The sequence below is a fragment of the Brevibacillus gelatini genome (assembly GCF_050920745.1).
Taxonomy (GTDB): domain Bacteria; phylum Bacillota; class Bacilli; order Brevibacillales; family Brevibacillaceae; genus Brevibacillus; species Brevibacillus gelatini.
The window spans coordinates 667743-685924 of the sequence record NZ_CP154342.1; the positions used below are offsets into that span (position 1 = coordinate 667743).

13 protein-coding genes are annotated in these 18182 nt (G+C 41.5%); 12 read left to right on the forward strand and 1 reads right to left on the reverse strand.

Going from position 1 to position 18182, the window contains the following annotated elements:
- Nucleotides 1–13: 13 nt before the first annotated feature.
- The 6 genes from AAFJ72_RS03500 (at nt 14) to istB (ending at nt 8085) form a co-directional block, all read left to right on the forward strand.
- Nucleotides 14–3166 (forward strand): type I restriction endonuclease subunit R, encoded by a 3153-nt coding sequence (locus AAFJ72_RS03500; protein ID WP_432776069.1) that lies wholly within the window; start codon nt 14–16, stop codon nt 3164–3166.
- Nucleotides 3167–3495: 329 nt separating this feature from the next.
- Nucleotides 3496–4443 (forward strand): hypothetical protein, encoded by a 948-nt coding sequence (locus tag AAFJ72_RS03505; RefSeq protein WP_432776070.1) that lies wholly within the window; start codon nt 3496–3498, stop codon nt 4441–4443.
- A gap of 32 nt (nt 4444–4475) precedes the next feature.
- Nucleotides 4476–5126: a hypothetical protein gene (locus tag AAFJ72_RS03510; RefSeq protein ID WP_432776071.1), complete on the forward strand. Its 651-nt coding sequence runs from the start codon at nt 4476–4478 to the stop codon at nt 5124–5126.
- A gap of 711 nt (nt 5127–5837) precedes the next feature.
- Complete coding sequence (gene istA / locus AAFJ72_RS03515; protein ID WP_432776072.1) at nt 5838–6425, forward strand: IS21 family transposase; 588 nt, start codon at nt 5838–5840, stop codon at nt 6423–6425.
- Between the two features lie 20 nt (nt 6426–6445).
- Nucleotides 6446–7345, forward strand: coding sequence for a Mu transposase domain-containing protein (locus AAFJ72_RS03520; protein ID WP_432776073.1), 900 nt, complete (start codon nt 6446–6448; stop codon nt 7343–7345).
- Nucleotides 7342–8085 (forward strand): IS21-like element helper ATPase IstB, encoded by a 744-nt coding sequence (istB, locus tag AAFJ72_RS03525; RefSeq protein ID WP_432776074.1) that lies wholly within the window; start codon nt 7342–7344, stop codon nt 8083–8085. Before AAFJ72_RS03520 ends, istB begins: the two co-directional genes overlap by 4 nt.
- Nucleotides 8086–8361: 276 nt before the next feature.
- Here the strand turns inward: istB and AAFJ72_RS03530 are convergent, their stop codons facing one another.
- Complete coding sequence (locus AAFJ72_RS03530; protein WP_432776075.1) at nt 8362–9030, reverse strand: hypothetical protein; 669 nt, start codon at nt 9028–9030, stop codon at nt 8362–8364.
- Between the two features lie 391 nt (nt 9031–9421).
- On the opposite strand from AAFJ72_RS03530, the gene AAFJ72_RS03535 reads away from it, so the two are divergent.
- The 6 genes from AAFJ72_RS03535 (at nt 9422) to cas8c (ending at nt 18174) form a co-directional block, all read left to right on the forward strand.
- A complete protein-coding gene (locus AAFJ72_RS03535) occupies nt 9422–9832 on the forward strand; it encodes a hypothetical protein (RefSeq protein ID WP_432776076.1) in 411 nt (136 codons plus the stop codon).
- An 824-nt stretch (nt 9833–10656) separates the two neighbouring features.
- The gene (locus tag AAFJ72_RS03540) at nt 10657–11553 is read left to right on the forward strand and encodes a hypothetical protein (protein ID WP_432776077.1); all 897 of its coding nucleotides are present in this window, start codon (nt 10657–10659) and stop codon (nt 11551–11553) included.
- Between the two features lie 126 nt (nt 11554–11679).
- Nucleotides 11680–12714 carry a hypothetical protein gene (locus AAFJ72_RS03545; protein WP_432776078.1) on the forward strand — a complete coding sequence of 345 codons (1035 nt, stop codon included), beginning with the start codon at nt 11680–11682 and terminating at the stop codon, nt 12712–12714.
- 306 nt (nt 12715–13020) lie between these two features.
- Entirely contained in the window at nt 13021–15450 is a 2430-nt protein-coding gene (gene cas3, locus AAFJ72_RS03550; RefSeq protein WP_432776079.1) for a CRISPR-associated helicase Cas3', read from the forward strand.
- 97 nt (nt 15451–15547) lie between these two features.
- A complete protein-coding gene (gene cas5c / locus AAFJ72_RS03555) occupies nt 15548–16267 on the forward strand; it encodes a type I-C CRISPR-associated protein Cas5c (RefSeq protein WP_432776080.1) in 720 nt (239 codons plus the stop codon).
- Nucleotides 16264–18174, forward strand: coding sequence for a type I-C CRISPR-associated protein Cas8c/Csd1 (gene cas8c / locus AAFJ72_RS03560; RefSeq protein WP_432776081.1), 1911 nt, complete (start codon nt 16264–16266; stop codon nt 18172–18174). The genes cas5c and cas8c overlap by 4 nt, the downstream gene beginning before the upstream one ends.
- Nucleotides 18175–18182 lie beyond the last annotated feature (8 nt).

Below are 18182 nucleotides of genomic sequence, written 5' to 3' on the forward strand. Positions count from 1 at the left end.
GTGTGAACGCACAATGGTTTTTGCTAAAGAATCTGATTTTGAAGAAGCCTTGATTGAGGCACTCACTCATAAAGGCTGGGAACCTGAGATACTGAAATTTCCCACAGAAGAAGATTTGTTAAAAAACTGGGCGGACATTCTCTTTGAAAATAACCGTGGTATTGACCGTTTGAATGATTATCCTTTGACAAATGGTGAGATGCAGCAAATTATGGAGCAGATCACTACATTACGGACACCTTTAAGATTAAACGGCTTTATCAACGGAAGAACTGTATCTATTATCCGCGATAATCCCAATGATACTCTACACTTTGGGAAAGAGATTAGCTTAAAGATTTATGATCGAGGTGAAATTGCTGCTGGACAAAGTCGCTATCAGATTGCTCAGCAGCCGATATTTAAAAGCAAGTCAAAAATACTAAATGATCGCCGCGGCGATTTAATGCTCTTAATTAACGGCATGCCAGTTATTCATATCGAGCTGAAACGCAGTGGCGTTTCGGTTAGCCAAGCATATAATCAGATAGAAAAATATTCTCGTGAGGGTATTTTTACTGGAATATTTTCTTTGATACAGGTTTTTGTTGCTATGGAACCATCAGAAACCATTTATTTCGCCAATCCAGGAATTGATGGAAATTTTAATAAGGATTTCTATTTTCACTGGGCAGATTTTAATAACGAGCCTATCAACGACTGGAAAGATATTGCCGCATCACTGCTCTCAATTCCGATGGCACATCAACTTATCGGCTTTTACACCGTTGCAGATGATGCAGAAGGTGAACTGAAAGTTATGCGCAGCTATCAGTATTATGCAGCAAACGCTATTTCTGACCGTGTTTCCAAAACTAACTGGGATGGCAGAGATAGGCTCGGAGGTTATGTATGGCATACCACAGGCTCCGGTAAGACGATGACAAGTTTCAAATCGGCCCAGCTGATTGCTAACTCAAAAGATGCCGATAAGGTTATCTTCCTAGTGGACAGAATTGAACTAGGAACGCAGTCCTTGAAAGAGTATCGCAGTTTTGCAGATGGAAATGAGTCCGTTCAAGCAACGGAGAATACTGCTACGTTAATCTCAAAACTAAAAAGCGACGACCCGTCAAATATGCTTATAGTCACTTCAATTCAGAAAATGAGTAATATCAAAGACGAAGATGGTAGTTTGAACTCTCATGATATTAAGATAATGAATTCCAAGAGAATCGTCTTTATTGTAGATGAAGCGCACCGCTCTACCTTCGGAGATATGCTTTGGAATATAAAGAAAACTTTCCCATCAGCTCTTTTCTTCGGATTTACAGGAACACCGATTCATGAAGAAAACCAAAAGAAAATGAATACCACATCAACTATTTTCGGCAACGAGCTGCACAGATACAGCATTGCCGATGGTATTCGTGATAAGAATGTTCTTGGATTTGACACATACAAAGTGTTGACCTACAAAGATAAGGATGTTCGGCAAGCTGTTGCTTTAGAACAAGCACGAGCTACAACCGTTGAAGAGGCTCTTGCGGATCCTAAGAAGAGTGAAGTATTTTACAAATACATGGATTCTTCTCAAGTAAAAATGGCGGGATATATTGGTGAGGATGGTAAGTATGTCAAAGGTATTGAGGACTATTTGCCGAAGTCCCAATATGAAATTGAAAAACATAAGAATATGGTTGTACAAGACATTGTTGATAACTGGTTAAGATTAAGTCGTAACGGGAAGTTCCATGCTATCTTTGCTACTAGTAGTATTCCGGATGCGATTTGCTATTATCGGTTGATAAAAAATGCCATGCCCACATTAAAAATTTCCTGCCTTTTTGATCCAAGTATTGATAACGATGGTGGAGTAGCTTTTAAAGAGGACGGTCTAGTTGAAATAATCGAGGATTATAACGCCAGATATGGACAGGATTTTAGTCTAAAGAACTACGATAAGTTCAAAAAGGACATTGCTACGCGACTCGCTCACAAAATGCCATATCAATTGGTAGAAAGAACACCGGAAAAGCAGCTCGATCTTTTGATTGTAGTCGATCAGATGCTGACAGGCTTCGATTCCAAGTGGATTAATACGCTTTATATGGATAAAGTGCTTGAATATGAAAATATCATCCAGGCATTCTCGCGCACAAATCGTCTGTTTGGACCGGACAAGCCTTTCGGAACAATTCGATATTACAGATATCCACATACGATGGAACAAAACATCGCAAAAGCTGTGAAGTTATATTCTGGTGATAAGCCTATTGGTTTATTTGTAGAAAAGCTTGAGTACAATTTACAGAAGCTGAATTCAATTTTTGATGACATCAGCGAGCTATTCCTCCATTCAGGAATTCCGAACTTTGAAAAGTTGCCGGATGACCGTGCAGAGCGTGGAAAATTTGCGTCTCTATTCAAATCATTCAATAACTATCTGGAGGCTGCAAAGATTCAAGGCTTTACATGGAATCAGTCAACATATTCATTCAGTCATGGTAGTGGAAAACCAAAGACAAAAGTTGATATGAAAATAGACGAAAATACTTATTTGGTTCTAGCAATGCGTTATAAAGAATTGTTCGGTGGTAGCGGCGGAAGTGGAGAAGACGACGTACCTTTTGAAATTGATAGTTACCTAACGGAGATTGATACAGGGAAAATCGACTCTGATTATATGAACTCACGCTTTGAGAAGTTTTTGAAAATCATTACACAAGATCATATAGATGAAACTGAAATGCAGGAGACACTAAATGATTTGCATAAGTCATTCGCCAGATTGACGCAAGAAGAACAAAAGTACGCTAATATCTTCCTCCATGACGTGCAAAGTGGAAATGTCAAATTGCAAAGCGGCAAAACTTTCAGAGAGTACATTACTGAGTACCAATCAAAAGGAAAAAACAAGCAAATTCATCGTGTTGTACAATTTTTAGGATTAGATGAAAAGAAACTTCGCAATCTCATGGTTGCTAATGCTACTGCGGCAAACATCAACGAATTCGGTCGCTTTGACGATTTAAAATCTTCTGTAGACAAAGCTAAGGCAAAGGAATATTTCGAAAAACTGGAGAACGTAACAATTCCACTTTTTAAAATCAATATAAAAGTACACAATTTGCTACAAGAGTTCATTCTTAAAGGTGGGTTCGATATTGAAGAACCAGTAGAATAAACATTTCGGGTTAAACTTTATTTCTCTTCAATATCTAGAACTAAATCAGATGATGGGTAACGAGAATTGATTCCAGGATAAATATTCTAAAGCTTTTTCCTCCCGTGTGGAGGATTTTTTATGCCTACATACATCCTTTGACACAATATTGGTTGATGTATAATGGCAGAAAAATCTAACCTGATATATATTGATATCTAATATTATCGAAATAATAAGTATTTTATGTAATTTATTGAAGGATTTTGGAGAGTAATGTCGAACAATTTAGACATTACCATGCGGGTATATATACCTATGAAATTGAGGCAATTCGGAGGGGACTGTTAATGGGTAAAAAGAAAATGACAGTTGCAAACTTTAATATTGTTTTTGGAAATAATGAAGAGCCTTTATTGAATTACTTCGATACAATTATTATGCCGGCATTGCTGGATAAAACTACGAAAGAAAAAGGTGAACAAGGATTTGAGTTTCTTAATGTAGAGGTTATTGATTCCGGAAAAGGCGATTTTGTCTTAACTGGAATTATCGTAAAAAAAACTACATTGGAGGTACTATCAAAGATAGATGAACATGGGAATTTGGTTGAGGCCAATGAATCAATTCCTTCTGCACCGTATTCAATATTTTTAATATTTTTGAAAAATCACCGCATGGTGTTAGTGAAAAATCAAAAAGGCAGCCCGGATATTAAGTCTTTCTCTTCAACATTTAAACAGGTATTAAATAATTATATTAGACAAGAAAATACATATCGTAGAGAAACAGAGCAAGATCCTTTACCTTATCCAATTGTGAATGTCGTTGGTATTCCAATGAAGGAATCAATAGATGAAGCTTTGAATAGGGTCTTGAAAATTAACAAGCTCACACTACGATTCTATCCATTAAATGGAGATATTGATTTTAGTGATTTATTTGAGGGAATGACATCAGATCTAAGGAAAAAAGTTGGTAGTAAAACTGGATTAGTAGTGTTAAATTCACCAACTTCCAAGTCTGGGATAATAGATATCTTAACTGCTGCACAAGGTACAATTGAACCAGTATTTGAGGTGACATATCCAGATAAAAGTAAAGGGAAGATACGTAATGGTACACTATCTGAAAACTTGGATATTAGTATCGAAGAAACATCATTAGAAAAGTCAGTGTTAGAAATTATAAGCATCTCTAAGGATATTGAGAGTATTTCAATGGTTAGTGAAGGGAATAGGAAAATTTACGAGGTTAATAAATCGAATATTATACCTTTTGTAAAAAGGAAAAATTAGAAATCTATTTTTCTAGAAGGTGATGAATGGTTATGGCAATTGATGTTAAAAAAATTGAAAAATTGTTTTCTAGCCGTTCATCCTGGACTTTGTTTAAGGAAGCGTTAATTGATATCTTAACTGAGAAAGATTCGCGATCATCTATTTTGGTATTTGGAATTATTTCGATTATTCCAGCCGGATTAATAGGTGTTTCAAAAGACACAGTGGAGTTAACTTATAAGGCAGTCTCAAATCTTAATAGTATTATTTTAGCTCTATTCGCTATTGTTTTTACTGGTTATGCATTATTTCAAGCATTAGTAAATAATGATTTGTTGCGAAGGTTATTAATAGCAGACGCTAAAAAAAGTCGAAAGGTTTCTGGGGACGATAATGCTGGAAGAAGTAAGTTGCAGGAGAGCAATGAGTATTTCATAAAGTTAATGATGAGCATTATTTCAGCAATAGTAATTAATGTTTTGTTACTGTTGGTAATAGGGAGCTTACCCAAGGATTTTTGTCTCCCTCTGAATAACACGATTAATAATACGATGGCCGCAATATTAATTTGGATTTATTTTTTGTACATGTTTCGAATTTTGTGGGAAATGAAAAGTTTTGTATATAATATGTTTCAATTATTTAATGCGCATGCTGGTTCAAAAGCAATTGAGTTGTTAAAAAAACAAGATGAAGAGTGAGGTAGGGTTCTAGTCGTTGTGTGCGTTTGAGGTCCGTTTCACTTAGTTTTGCTTTGGTCTGTATGATGTGAGAAAGAAGAAAGCGATTAGATTATGATTGCCGCAAAACTGCCGCAAAAATTAAAGCTAAAGTCTACTAAGGCAAAAGAATACTACAAGTATTCACGACAAAAAGGTTGACTTTATGCGGTTTTAAGCGATTATAACATACACTGCGGTAACAAGATCGCTTCCCGCATACGGGGCATGTGGAGTGTTGTTCGCTGTTGGTGAGGAAGGACTAATAGTTGAGGTGTATTGGCATATACAGCAACGGAGCGGGCATTGTCCCGCTTCTTTTTTTTACTATAAGTTCGATTAGGGGCGGCTATTCATAGTCGTCCTTTGTTATACCCCCACCTAGTGCCTGATGGGCTTTCCGATTGGATGGACGGATGTGGATCGGGACGAAAACGAGCTGCCTTGGATCGACGTGACGAGCCAAGGTGGCCATCGAGACCGACCGCGGAACAGTACAAATGGGAGACGCCGCAGGTAGCATCATGCGTAAAGAACCGGGTACCAAGGTTTACAGTTGTAAGTCGCCTTTGTGAATGCTAATCTAATAATTGACCACCTAGTGGTACATCGCTCATAAAAAAGTTGACCACCTGAGCACCTCTTTCCTGTATCTTGTAGTTGTCTAGACAACAAGATATAGGAGGAAAGGAAATGCTTCAGATGGCTAATTATGAGTTTATCAGGAAACAACACTTTCTGCTAGGGAAGTCGATTCGTCAAATTTCTCGCGAAACTGGCTACTCGCGTCAAGTGATACGAAAAGCCTTGACATCAACGGAAATCCCTGTATATCAGCTTTCAAAACCGAAACCGAAGCCAGTCATTGATTTTGTCAAGCCCATCATCTTGGAATGGCTGCGTCAAGATGAACAAACTCCCCCGAAGCAGCGTCATACTGCCAAACGTATCTACCAGAGACTCGTTGACGAACATGGATTCACCGGCGGTGAATCTACTGTACGACGCTACGTCAGAGAGTTGCGCGTTTCTCCTCCTAAAGCATTTGTCCCTCTTGATTTCCCGCCAGGGCGATTTGCTCAATTTGACTGGGGTGAGGTTACGGTTCATTTACAAGGGAAACAAGTGAAGGTTCAAGTCTTTTGTATGCGTTGCACGTACAGCAGAAAGATTTTCATCAAGACATTTGCTCATCAGAAGCAAGAGGCTCTTCTCCAAGGTCATGTAGATGCTTTTGAATTTTTCGGTGCAGTTCCCCAAGCATCACATACGACAACCTGACAACAGCCGTTAAGAAGGTATTGGAAGGCAAAAATCGCGAGGAACAAGAGCGATTTATTCAGCTACGTGCGCACTACCTGTTTGAAAGCTATTTCTGTGATCCGGGAAAAGGGCATCAAAAAGGCCAAGTGGAGAACCTCGTACAGTTTGTCCAGAGGCAATTTTTTACACCTGTGCCTAGTGTTTCTTCTCTGGAGGAGCTAAATCAAATCCTCCTCGAAAAATGTATCTCTTACGAGAATACAACCGTTCCCCGGTCTTCCCTAACGGTTGGAGAAGCATTTGTTCAAGAGTTGCCCATCATGCTTCCATTGCCTCCACGGCCATTGGATTGTTTCCGTGTTGTACCCGTGAAAAGCAATACGCTATCCATGATCCACATTGAAAAAAATGCCTATTCCGTCCCGGTTTCCTATGCATCGACCCAACTTACTTGCCGAGTATTTGCTGAAAAAATTGAAGTGTATCACGGAAAAAGCCTGATTGCGACGCATGAGCGGTGCTTGGAAAAAGGAAAGGAGATTTTGCAATACGATCATTATCTGGATTTACTTCTTATTCGCCCAGGAGCAGTTCTTTATGCTAGACCATTGCATCAGGCAGGATTACCCGCCATTTACCAAAAGTTCTTGGACAAGTGCCGTAACCGACCGGGAGGGATGAAGGAGTTTGTTCGTCTCTTGCTTTTGCACCGTGAATTCGATACTTCTCTCGTCGAAGAAGCACTGGGGGAGGCCTGCCAAAAAGGGATGTTCCAGTATGATGCCGTAAGGCAATTATTGCTTCAGCGAACATTGCCGGAACACCGTTTGCCCCAACTCTCGTTGGCGGAGGATAGCTCTGTTCCACGTATTCAGGTAAAGGCCCCAGATCTTAGCCAGTACAATCGTTTGTTACAGAAAAGGAGTGTGGTTCATTGAGTACGAGTTTCCTGCTCGAAACCTACGCGAAACGCCTTCGCTTACCTGCGATTAAACGTGTCTATAAGGAAATCGCCCATGATGCTGCTGAACGGCAAATTCCTTACGAGGAGTTCCTCTTAGCCCTACTAGAGCAAGAAGTTCAGCAAAGGGATGCTAACCAAATCGCGAGTCACATCAAGCACGCCAAATTCCCTTCCATGAAAACGCTCGATCAATTTGAATTCTCGGCGATTCCGTCCCTCAATAAGCCCAAATTGCTTCAACTGGCTCGTTGTGAGTACATCGAAAAGGCAGAGAACATCATGTTTATCGGAAACTCTGGCACTGGCAAAACTCATCTCTCCATTGCACTCGGGAAGGAAGCTTGCCATCATGGCTATTCCGTTCAGTTTTGGACTGCCGCTAAAATATGTAACGAGCTTATGGAAGCTCAGTCCCAAAAGCGAATCCTCCAGCTAGAGAGGCAATGGTTGAAAACGGATTTGATTATTTTGGATGAAGTCGGGTTTGTCCCTCTGAGTCGGACCGGGGCGGAGTTATTATTCCAATTTTGTGCGGCCCGCTATGAGAAAGGAAGCATGATCATTACCAGCAATCTGGAATTTACGGAATGGACACAGATTTTCAAAGATGAGCAAATGACGTCAGCCCTGGTTGATCGACTTACCCATCGTGCCCATATCTTTGCAATGAATGGAGACAGTTATCGCTTTAAGCAGAGCATTCAAAGATCGTGATCATGAAAAAGTTACCCACCCGACGGGTGGATTGATTTTTGCCATGGTGGTCAATTTTTTGATGAGCACGGTGGTCAACATTTTGATTGACATTCACACGCCTTGTCGGTCAGAAGAGAAAAAGAAAGCCATGCATGCGCGAATGAAGCCTGTTGAAGTATAATTTTACAAGCTGTGTAACGTAGAAAATAGAATGTTTTTTACTCAGTGAACAAATAACCCCGGGGATTAACCCGGGGACAATTAAGCAAAGCTTCACCAACATTCCCATTGCGATCAGTCGTTACAAGTATATTTAAATTCAGGACCTGTCTGAATAAAGTAACCACTTCTCACTTGTCCTGCCCAGTTCTGCAATGCTTCTTTCCACTGAACACTGTCAAAAAACTCATCCACTGTTACTCCAGATGAAGAGAACCATGTTAATGGAGTAAAAGGAGCCAGCGGCCCCGCGTCGCCCCAAACTCCTCCTGCCGCAATGGTATCTTGCTTAACCAGGAGCAATGGAAGTCCGTATTGGAATGCCATTGTAGGTTCAATCTGCAAGAAAGGAGAATATGGTTCGCCTTGAGAAGTTGACCTTGTTGGCTTCAATAGGACTGCTGCCGTGCCGTAGCTCGAATTAATCATAGTGCGGATATTTTCCAGGGTAGTATTCGGGTACTGGTCGGTATTCGGTAGCGTTCTAGGAAAAAGAAGCACCTTCTTGATTTCCTTAAACATTCGAATGATAAATTGCTGCTCCTGCGAAAATGGGGGTTGCGATGGTCCGAGAGTAAACAAGTTCTGATGGCTGAAAAAAACAGGGATTCGGAAAAAAGCGCTTGCTGCATTATTTAAATCGTTCATATCAGCGTAAGCCTGTTTATGCTTATCATGAGAACTCGTTTCCTTTGAATACCTGTCGTGATCGTGATGTCTATCCTTCGATTTTTCTTCACCCAACTTAAATCACCTCCATGGGATAACATATTCCGAACCAGAGATGAAAGATTGGACAAAAATACTCATGAGAAAAAATTGGTCATAACGCCAATGGTGATGAGGAATTTCAAGATATGAAAAAAGCGCTTTCGGATCAAAGACCCGAGCAGCGTTGCCGTAATCATGGGAGATAGGTGACAATACTGCCAGTTGCGCATCAGATCGTTTATAGTGACTACTCATTCGATGGGGACTGCGAAAAAATAGACTTTACAAACAGACGTTAGGTTGAGATGGTGCAAAATACCAAAGTCGAAGCTTTTTTTGGTGAAGAAGGCTGACTATACATACGGCCTTTTCATTTTTCGTCAAGGAATGATCCCCCCATGGAACTAAGGAGAAACGAAAACGGATGCGGAAAATAGGAATGATTGCGCTTTCCCTTATGCTTGCCCTGCTGGTTTTGTCAGCAATATTTCTCTTTCCCTCATCGACAAAATCAGGGCCGCAAGCGGTTAGAGGGGTTCTGGACGCATCAGATTGGAACTTTGCAACAGATGGAGTCATCCGTTTGGAAGGAGAATGGGAGTTTTACCGGAAGCAACTGCTTACTCCCGAGGATTTCAAGACGACGGATCGTGCCGACAAGCTGAGGGAGATGAAATATGTTCATGTGCCCAATCCATGGGAAGATGTTAACGATGGAGAAGGGACAGGGTATGCTACTTATCGGCTGCAGATAAAGCTGCCGAAAGAACATAGCCAACTGTTTGGCATCAAGCATATCGCAGTAAAAGGGATTCTGCCTACCACACGACCGTAAGAAGGAGGAATCACATTCATGGAACCATTTATCGGAGAGATACGGATCATGACGGGGAATGTCGTACCGAATAACTGGGCATTAGCATAAAATTTTGTCCTTATTTCTGATGAATACCGCTCTAAAATCGGAAGATCTGACCTCCAGTGACCACGACAAGTACGTCAAAAACTGACGACTTCAGCCTATCCCCTGTTGTTTCTGCATGCCCAACTTCAGCAATGAGAATTGCCCTGATTACCTTCTGCTTACTTCTCTTGGAAAAAATCTTCTCCGCTTGCCAAGAAAGCTTTTATTTATTCAGGGATTTTTATGGTAGGGCTCATAGATGCACGAGAGGTATTGAAATGCGCATAGATGTAAATATATGTGGTTAAAGTAAATTATTGGGTTTACTTTTCGGTTTTTTTACATTAAAATCAGTTATATAAAATTTTAGTAATTTCCGCTAAGTCACCTAAAGCTATTCAACATGATTGCTGCTATTCCGATAGTAGTGGGCGGCTTCGCTCGCCAGTTGGTAGAGTAGACACTTACCATGAGAAAGGAATACAGAGATCGTCCAGCTTTTGGAGATACTTTGTTTAGAGTTAGAAAAGCAAAAGCCGTAGTCTTTGCTTCGTTTTTGTCGTGCTTCGACTTCCAAACACGAAAGACCGTATGAATGTTCAAATCGTACGGTAGACGTACGAGTATACACTGCATCAACACAAATGGGGGAAAGGAGTGGAGTGGAACTTTTGCTGGATCGACGATGTGACTTCATCGTTTTGTCTACTTAGGCAGCAGTGAGTGCGGATTTTTAGAAAGGAGATCAGTTTGTTATGAAAAGAAAGTTATATGCATTTTTAGTTGCTGGCATGTCGGCGTCTTTCTTTTTGAATTCCTTTGAAGTATCCGCGAGTGAGGACAATACGATTCCGCTGAACATGTTGCCTGGCACAGTATTGAAATATGATGATAATCTCCAGATGGTTATAGAAAAAGGTGGGCATGCCAAATTCGCTGTTAGCCAAGATTCCAGGAGACTTGATAGGCCGTATATAGTGAATGTTCCTGAAGATGCTACAGAAGAGGAAGCTAGGCAGATTGAACTTGAGAATAAATTGGCAATAAAAGCATTTGAAATGAGTAAGGAGGGCAATTATATTCAAGCGCCTCCACCTAAAATATATCCTGGAATGAAAGTAGTTTATGACGAAGTTACAGGCGAACTAAACAACATTTATTATGTGGATGAAAACGATCCTTCTGGTTATTCCCTTCATAATGAGCCGGTTACAGAACGGGAACTTAATGAACAATCGAGACAAGTAATTCAGGCTGCTACTGGCGATGTCCAGTGGAAATGGGGGACGAATAATCGAAATGTGTTGACGTATCAGGCTAGTGACGATAGTTTTTTAGGGACAGGCAGAGCGACTTATTATACGGGTACAACCGGCAATAGAGATAATAAACTGAAAAATTATGATTGCGCAACTCAGAAGAAATATGATTATTCCAAAAAGGGAGATAAGGATATTACATTAAGAAATTTAGATACAAATAAGACATTTACTTTTTATCAGGCAGATGTAGGAACTTTGCCTGATGCTATTATCGATATTTGGGGAAAAAGCAATTTGCAAACAGTTGCGGGGAATACAACTGCTACTTCTGTGCCTAATGTAAGGTATTACCATAAGAGATTTTCGGATCAGAGCATACCAACAAAATAAATTTTTTATCGTTAAGCATATGTAAATCATTGGTATACGCTGTTCTTTTAAAATATTTTTTAGAAGTAAACGGCGTATACCTTCAACAGCGATATTATTCAAAATCTATAGCTTTAGGAGTATCGTATGACTATGAAAAAGATAATGATAACATTTGGCAGCATCATCGCTGTTGTTATTTTGGCTATCATTAGTATAAGTATAAATCAACATACACTAGAGAGTAGCACAAAAGGAGAATGGAAAGAACATTTACATATAACAGCTACCGCTTATAATAATGGAAAAAACGATGCTGACGGGATTTCATTAGTATTGTACCATTATTCGATTCCAGATAAAAAAATATCGGAACTCTTGAGGATTCCCGTAGATCCTGGATATCCGGTGGCTTTTGCCGATCTTCCAAACGATAAAGTGTATTTTAGTGATAGCGCTTCAGGTGACGACGTTGATAATTTATATGAATATAATCTAAAAACAAAAGAAAAAAAACAATTAACCTTTGGGAAATTTCTTTTTAATGATCTGTTTGTCATAGATAACAAGGTGATTACAAACGTTGCACCGCAATTCGCTACCGTTACTCAACCGGCCATTTTTGACCAGACAACGAAAAAATTCACTTATCTAAATCCAAGCGACGATGACACCTGGTGTTTCTCATTGTCCTATAATTACGCGACAAAAAAGTTACTGAGCCTTACTGCTTCCGATTCCGAAATGAGGACACCCAAAGTTACGGAAGTTACACATATTAGACCAAAAACTCTTTATTTGATGGATTCGGATTTTGGAAATTATCAGCCCATCTACCACACGGACGAATTTGAGATCAGACTGACCAGACAGCTTGATGCAAATAGAATCTTAATGACATACGACCCATTTATGGGTTCACCCAAGCCGAGGACATTAAAGATGTTGTATATTGACAGTCAAAAGGTCGAAGATTTTGATATTCCGGGCATTAAGGAAGTGAAATCTTTTTACCCGAGGGCTAATGCAGAGGGGGTGTTTATTTTAGGAAGGGATACCAATAATCAATATGGACTTTTTTATTATGACATGGTTACAAAGAATTTAAGTAATGTATTTGAGAATTACCCGCTTCCAAAAGATCAATACAGTTTGGTCGACTTTGTTTATAGTATGGAATGAATCTCTGCCGTGTGTTTGGCGGGGATTTTTTTTGCGAAAGGAAAATATCGCAAGCTCGTCTAAACATCGGGAGCAGGTTGTGTATATTAACTGGAAATACTTTTGTACATGCTGGCTTCGGTTGTTCATCAGCTTTGGTTTAGCACTTAAAGTCAAAAAAGAATGTCAAGTTATGAGTTATTCATATATTTTTTGCCAAAATGTTATATGATTAATTTTGACAGCGTTCTACAAAAAACAAACAACCAGGTACAGGATGCGTCAGGCATGGATACTCGCTGAATGATAAAAAGGAGGCGGTAAATCATGAATTTTATCGCGCATATTCGTGAAAGCGATAAACAGATTCAAAGTGTTGCGGAGCATTTGCTGGGAGTAAAAGCATTGGCGGAGTCGATCGGCGAGAAGATAGGCGTCAAGCATATCACAGGGTTAGCCGGGATGCTTCATGACATGGGAAAGTATACCGATGAGTTCAAAGACTACATTATAAAAGCCGTGGAAAACCCGGGAGATGCGCCGAAAAGAGGAAGTGTCGATCATTCGACGGCGGGTGGCAGGCTATTATACCAGAAATATCATACAGGGCATCCTTCCAGGGGAAGCTGGATTCTCGCAGAGGTCGTCGGAAATGCGATTATTTCTCACCACTCCTACCTCCATGATTTTTTAAATGAGGACTTGGAATCTCCATACTTGAAGCGTGTCCGGGACAAACCGTTGAAAGAATACGACAAGTCGATGCAGCATTTTTTTGCCGAAGTAATCAGTGAGCAAGCGTTTCAACAATATGTATTACGAGCAATCGATGAACTGGAAGCCTATCTCAGCAAACCTTCTGTAGAGAACAGCGAAAGCAAATTGATGTTTCTGAGCAAGTTTGTGTTCAGTGCATTAATTGATGCAGATCGTACGAACACCAGGTTGTTTGAGGAAAACAAACAAGAGGAAACCACTCCATGTCGCCAAGCCTTGTTTCATACATACTATGAGAGACTTATGCAAAAGCTTCACTCTTATCAAGAGAAAGAAGATGCAAAGACACGGATCAACGAGTTGAGGAAGGAATTGTCAGATCAATGCGACAATTTTGCGGAGAAGCCGTCCGGTATCTATACGTTGTCCATCCCGACTGGTGGCGGAAAGACTTTGGCAAGTTTGCGCTACGCGCTCAAGCATGCCATTCGGGAGAACAAGAAGCACATTATTTATGTAGTACCGTTTACAACGATTATCGAACAGAACGCAGAAGAAGTTCGTAAAATTCTCATGGACGACGAGCATATTTTGGAGCATCATTCCAACGTCATAGACGATATGCGCGATGACGATGAGGCCCAAGATGGCATGATGAATGCACAGCAAAAGCTGAAGCTGGCCAAGGATAACTGGGATTCACCGATTATTTTTACGACGATGGTTCAGTTTCTGAATGTCTTCTACGCCCGGGGAAGCAGGTATATACGAAGGCTTCACAATTTATGCGAGTCGGTCATTATTTTTGACGAGGTACAGAAAGTTCCGGTTTCATGTGTATCGTTGTTTAATCATGCACTGAACTTTTTGAAAGCGTATGGTCATTCCAGCCTTATTCTTTGTACCGCTACCCAGCCAGCTCTTGATTTTGTAGAGCGCCGTCTGGAAATCAGTGCTGACGCTGAAATGATCCAAAACGTAGATCAGGTCATTGAGGCTTTCAAAAGGGTGGAAATTGTGGATAAAGCAACGGGGGAAACCTTTGACACGGACAAGCTGGCTGATTTTATTACCGAGAAAATGGAAGAGGTCCATAGTATTCTGGTTGTCCTAAACACAAAAACGGTTGTTAAGAGATTGTATCGGCAAATGGAGACGCTCGATATTCCTCTTTATCACCTGAGTACGTCGATGTGTGCGGCGCATCGAAACCGCATCCTTGAGCAAGTGAGGGGACATTTGCAGCGTGAAGAAAAAGTGGTATGCATTAGTACGCAGCTAATAGAAGCAGGCGTGGATGTCAGCTTTGATTGTGTGATACGTTCGTTGGCCGGACTGGATTCGATTGCACAGGCAGCCGGCAGATGCAATCGCCACGGGAAAAAGGAAATTCAGCAGGTATATATCATTGACCATGCAGAGGAGAATTTGAAGCATTTGCAGGAAATCAAGGTAGGCAAACAACTGGTGCAGCGAATGCTTATTGACCTCAAAAAGGATCCCAATCAGCACGGCGGCAATCTATTGTCCGTTCAGGCGATGGAGCAGTATTTTAGAAAATTTTATACGGAGTTCAGTTCGCGTTCGCTTTTAAACTATTTTATTCGCGAGCTAGAGAAGGACATGACAGAGCTGCTGATGGCAAACAGGAACAACAGCTCGTATAACCTTGAATACAAAGAATCAAAAAGGGAGAGTTTGCCGCTATTTCTCGTGAACAGCTACAGGACGGCGGCAGATTACTTTCAGGTGATCGATGACCAGACAACAGCCGTTCTTGTGCCGTACGGAGAGGAAGGAAAAGAGATTATTGCGCAACTAAATGGCGATGAAACGATCGAGAACCTGTCGATGCTACTGCGAAAGGCACAGCAGTATACGATCAGTCTGTTTGCGAATGAACGGGAGCAACTGAGTAAAAACGATGGGCTCGTAAGCTTGATGGACGGAAAAATACTGGCGTTGAAGGAATCGGCGTACAGCGAGGAATATGGTCTGGATGTTGAGAATGACAGCAAGTTTGAAATGAGTATGTTTTGAATGGGAGTAGAACCTATAAGTACACCAATGCTTACCAATCGCTCTCATAAATGGTATTATTGAACTATTGAATCGATACGAGAAGGGAGGTAATGCTATGCGAAACGCAATCGAGTTTGAAGTATTCGGGCCTTATGCGCTATTCACAGACCCTTTAACAAAACTTGGCGGTGAAAAGTTATCCTACCAAGTTCCCACCTACCAGGCTCTAAAGGGCGTAGTGGAGTCCATTTACTGGAAGCCCACATTGGTGATGATCGTAGATGAAGTGCGGATCATGAACCCAATCCGCATGGAGTCCAAAGGCGTTCGTCCAATCGAATACGGCGGAGGGAATACGCTTGCCAACTACACGTATTTGAGAGATGTGCGCTACCAGGTGCGAGCCCATTTCGAGTTCAATATGAATCGCCCGGAACTGGAGTATGATCGAAACGAATTTAAGCATCACAACATTTTAAAACGCTCACTTCGGGCTGGAGGACGAAGAGACATCTTCCTTGGCACGCGGGAATGTCAGGCATATGTCGAGCCATGCGTGTTTGGCGAGGGAGACGGATTTTATGACAAATACGGGGAGATTCATCTGGGAACGATGGTGCATGGCATCAATTATCCAGACGAAACCGGGCGGAATCAGATGGAAGTTCGTCTATGGAATCCTGTAATGAAGAACGGGGTTATCCGCTTTCCTAGACCAGAGCAGTGCACGCAAATTCGACCGATTTCTAGTATGAAGCCAAAGCATTTCGACTCTACTAACCTACTCTCCGTGGATGATCTGTTTGCCGAACTGGAAGAGGTGGACAAGCGATGAGCTGGCTATTGAATTTGTACGAAACATACGAAGCGAATCTGGAGTTTGTCGGCAAGATTGAGAGAAAGTACAACGACCAGGAGTACATGCTGCTGCCTGTTTCGCATACTACGCAAAATGCCCATATCGAAGTGGATGTAACGGAAGATGGAGAGTTTCATTTTGCGACAGTAGTTGAGAAAAACGATGCAAGCACAGTCATCCCATGTACAGAAGATTCCGCCAGTCGATCAGGTACAAAGATCGCCCCTTATCCATTGCATGACAAATTAAGCTATGTAGCGGGAGATTACAAAGCCTATGGTGGAGAAGTCAAAAAGGAAGAGCCCTTTCCGCACTATATCAAGCAATTGGAAGAGTGGGCAAATTCTCCATACGCTGTCGACAAGGTGAAAAGCATCTACCGCTACCTGCGCAAGGGGCGGTTGATTCAGGATTTAGTTGCGCATGGGATTTTATATGTAGACGAAAATCAGCGATTGTTGAGCAAATGGGATAAAAATGCCGAAGCTCGTTACGGAGCCAAGCCACCGATCTTTTCGGTCGTTGCTGGTGAGCAGACAAGCGCGTTTGTCAGATTTAACGTCTACTCTCCCACAAAGGTACTGTCGAAGGTGTGGAACGATCAGCAGGTATACGATTCTTTCATTCAATTTTACAGCAGCAAGCTAGGTGGCGAAGATTTCTGCTACGTAACGGGTAAGAAGCTGCCTGCAACAGACAAGCATGCCAACAAAATCAGGAATGCAGCAGACAAAGCCAAGCTGATCTCGGCTAATGACAACAGCGGCTTTACATTCAGAGGGCGGTTTGCACAAAGCCACGAGGCGGCAAGCATCAGCTACGAGGTATCCCAGAAAGCGCATAATGCATTGAAGTGGCTAATCAATCGCCAAGGAAAAATTATCGATCAGAGAGTGTTTCTTGTCTGGAGCAATCAGGAACTGGATATTCCCGGTGTTACTGAGGATTTGTTTGCAATTGATTCTACTTCGGACTCTACCAAAGACAAAATTGCATATACCAATAAAGAATTGGCTGTAGAGGTAGCGAAAGCGCTGGACGGGTATCGCAACAAACTGTCAGGTTTGTCCGACAGAAAAGAAGATGTGAATATTTTGGTTCTCGATTCGGCAACGACGGGGCGCATGGCGGTATTGTATTACCGCAATATGGACAAAGAGCAGTATTTGGACAAGCTGGTGAAATGGCATTCGACTTGCACCTGGTTGCATAAATACCGCAAAAATGACAACGGAGACTTTGTGCAGTTTATTGGAGCACCTGCCTTGAAGGATATTGCATTTGCTGCATACGGACCACGGGCAAGCGAGAAAGTGGTCAAAGGTGTCATGGAGCGAATGTTGCCTTGTGTGCTGGATGGCCGAAAAATTCCATTGGATATCATAACGAGTTCCTGCCGACGCGCAGCCAATCCTGTTTCCATGGAAAAATGGGAGTGGGAGAAGACGTTGAGCATCGCGTGTGCGCTGATTAACAAACAGGAAGAACAGGAGGGATTCAAAGTGGCGTTGGATGAAAGCATCAATGACCGTGATTATTTATTCGGCCGTCTGTTGGCCGTGGCAGATGTGTTGGAACGACGAGCGTTGGGGGCCGAGGATCGCGCCAGCAATGCAGTCCGCTACATGAATGAGTTTTCAAGGCATCCGGAGCGAACCTGGCGGACGATTCAGGCTTGCTTGCAGCCTTATCAGGCCAGACTGGGCAGACAAGCGTTCTACTACAACCGGATTATTGATGAAGTTGGATCGCGTATTCCGATTGAACAATTCAATAACAAGCCATTATCCGGCAAGTTTTTGCTTGGATTCTACAGTCAAAGGCACGACCTGTATACCAAAAAGGGAACGAATGACACAGAGGAAACGGAAACAAACAATTAAGAAGGAGA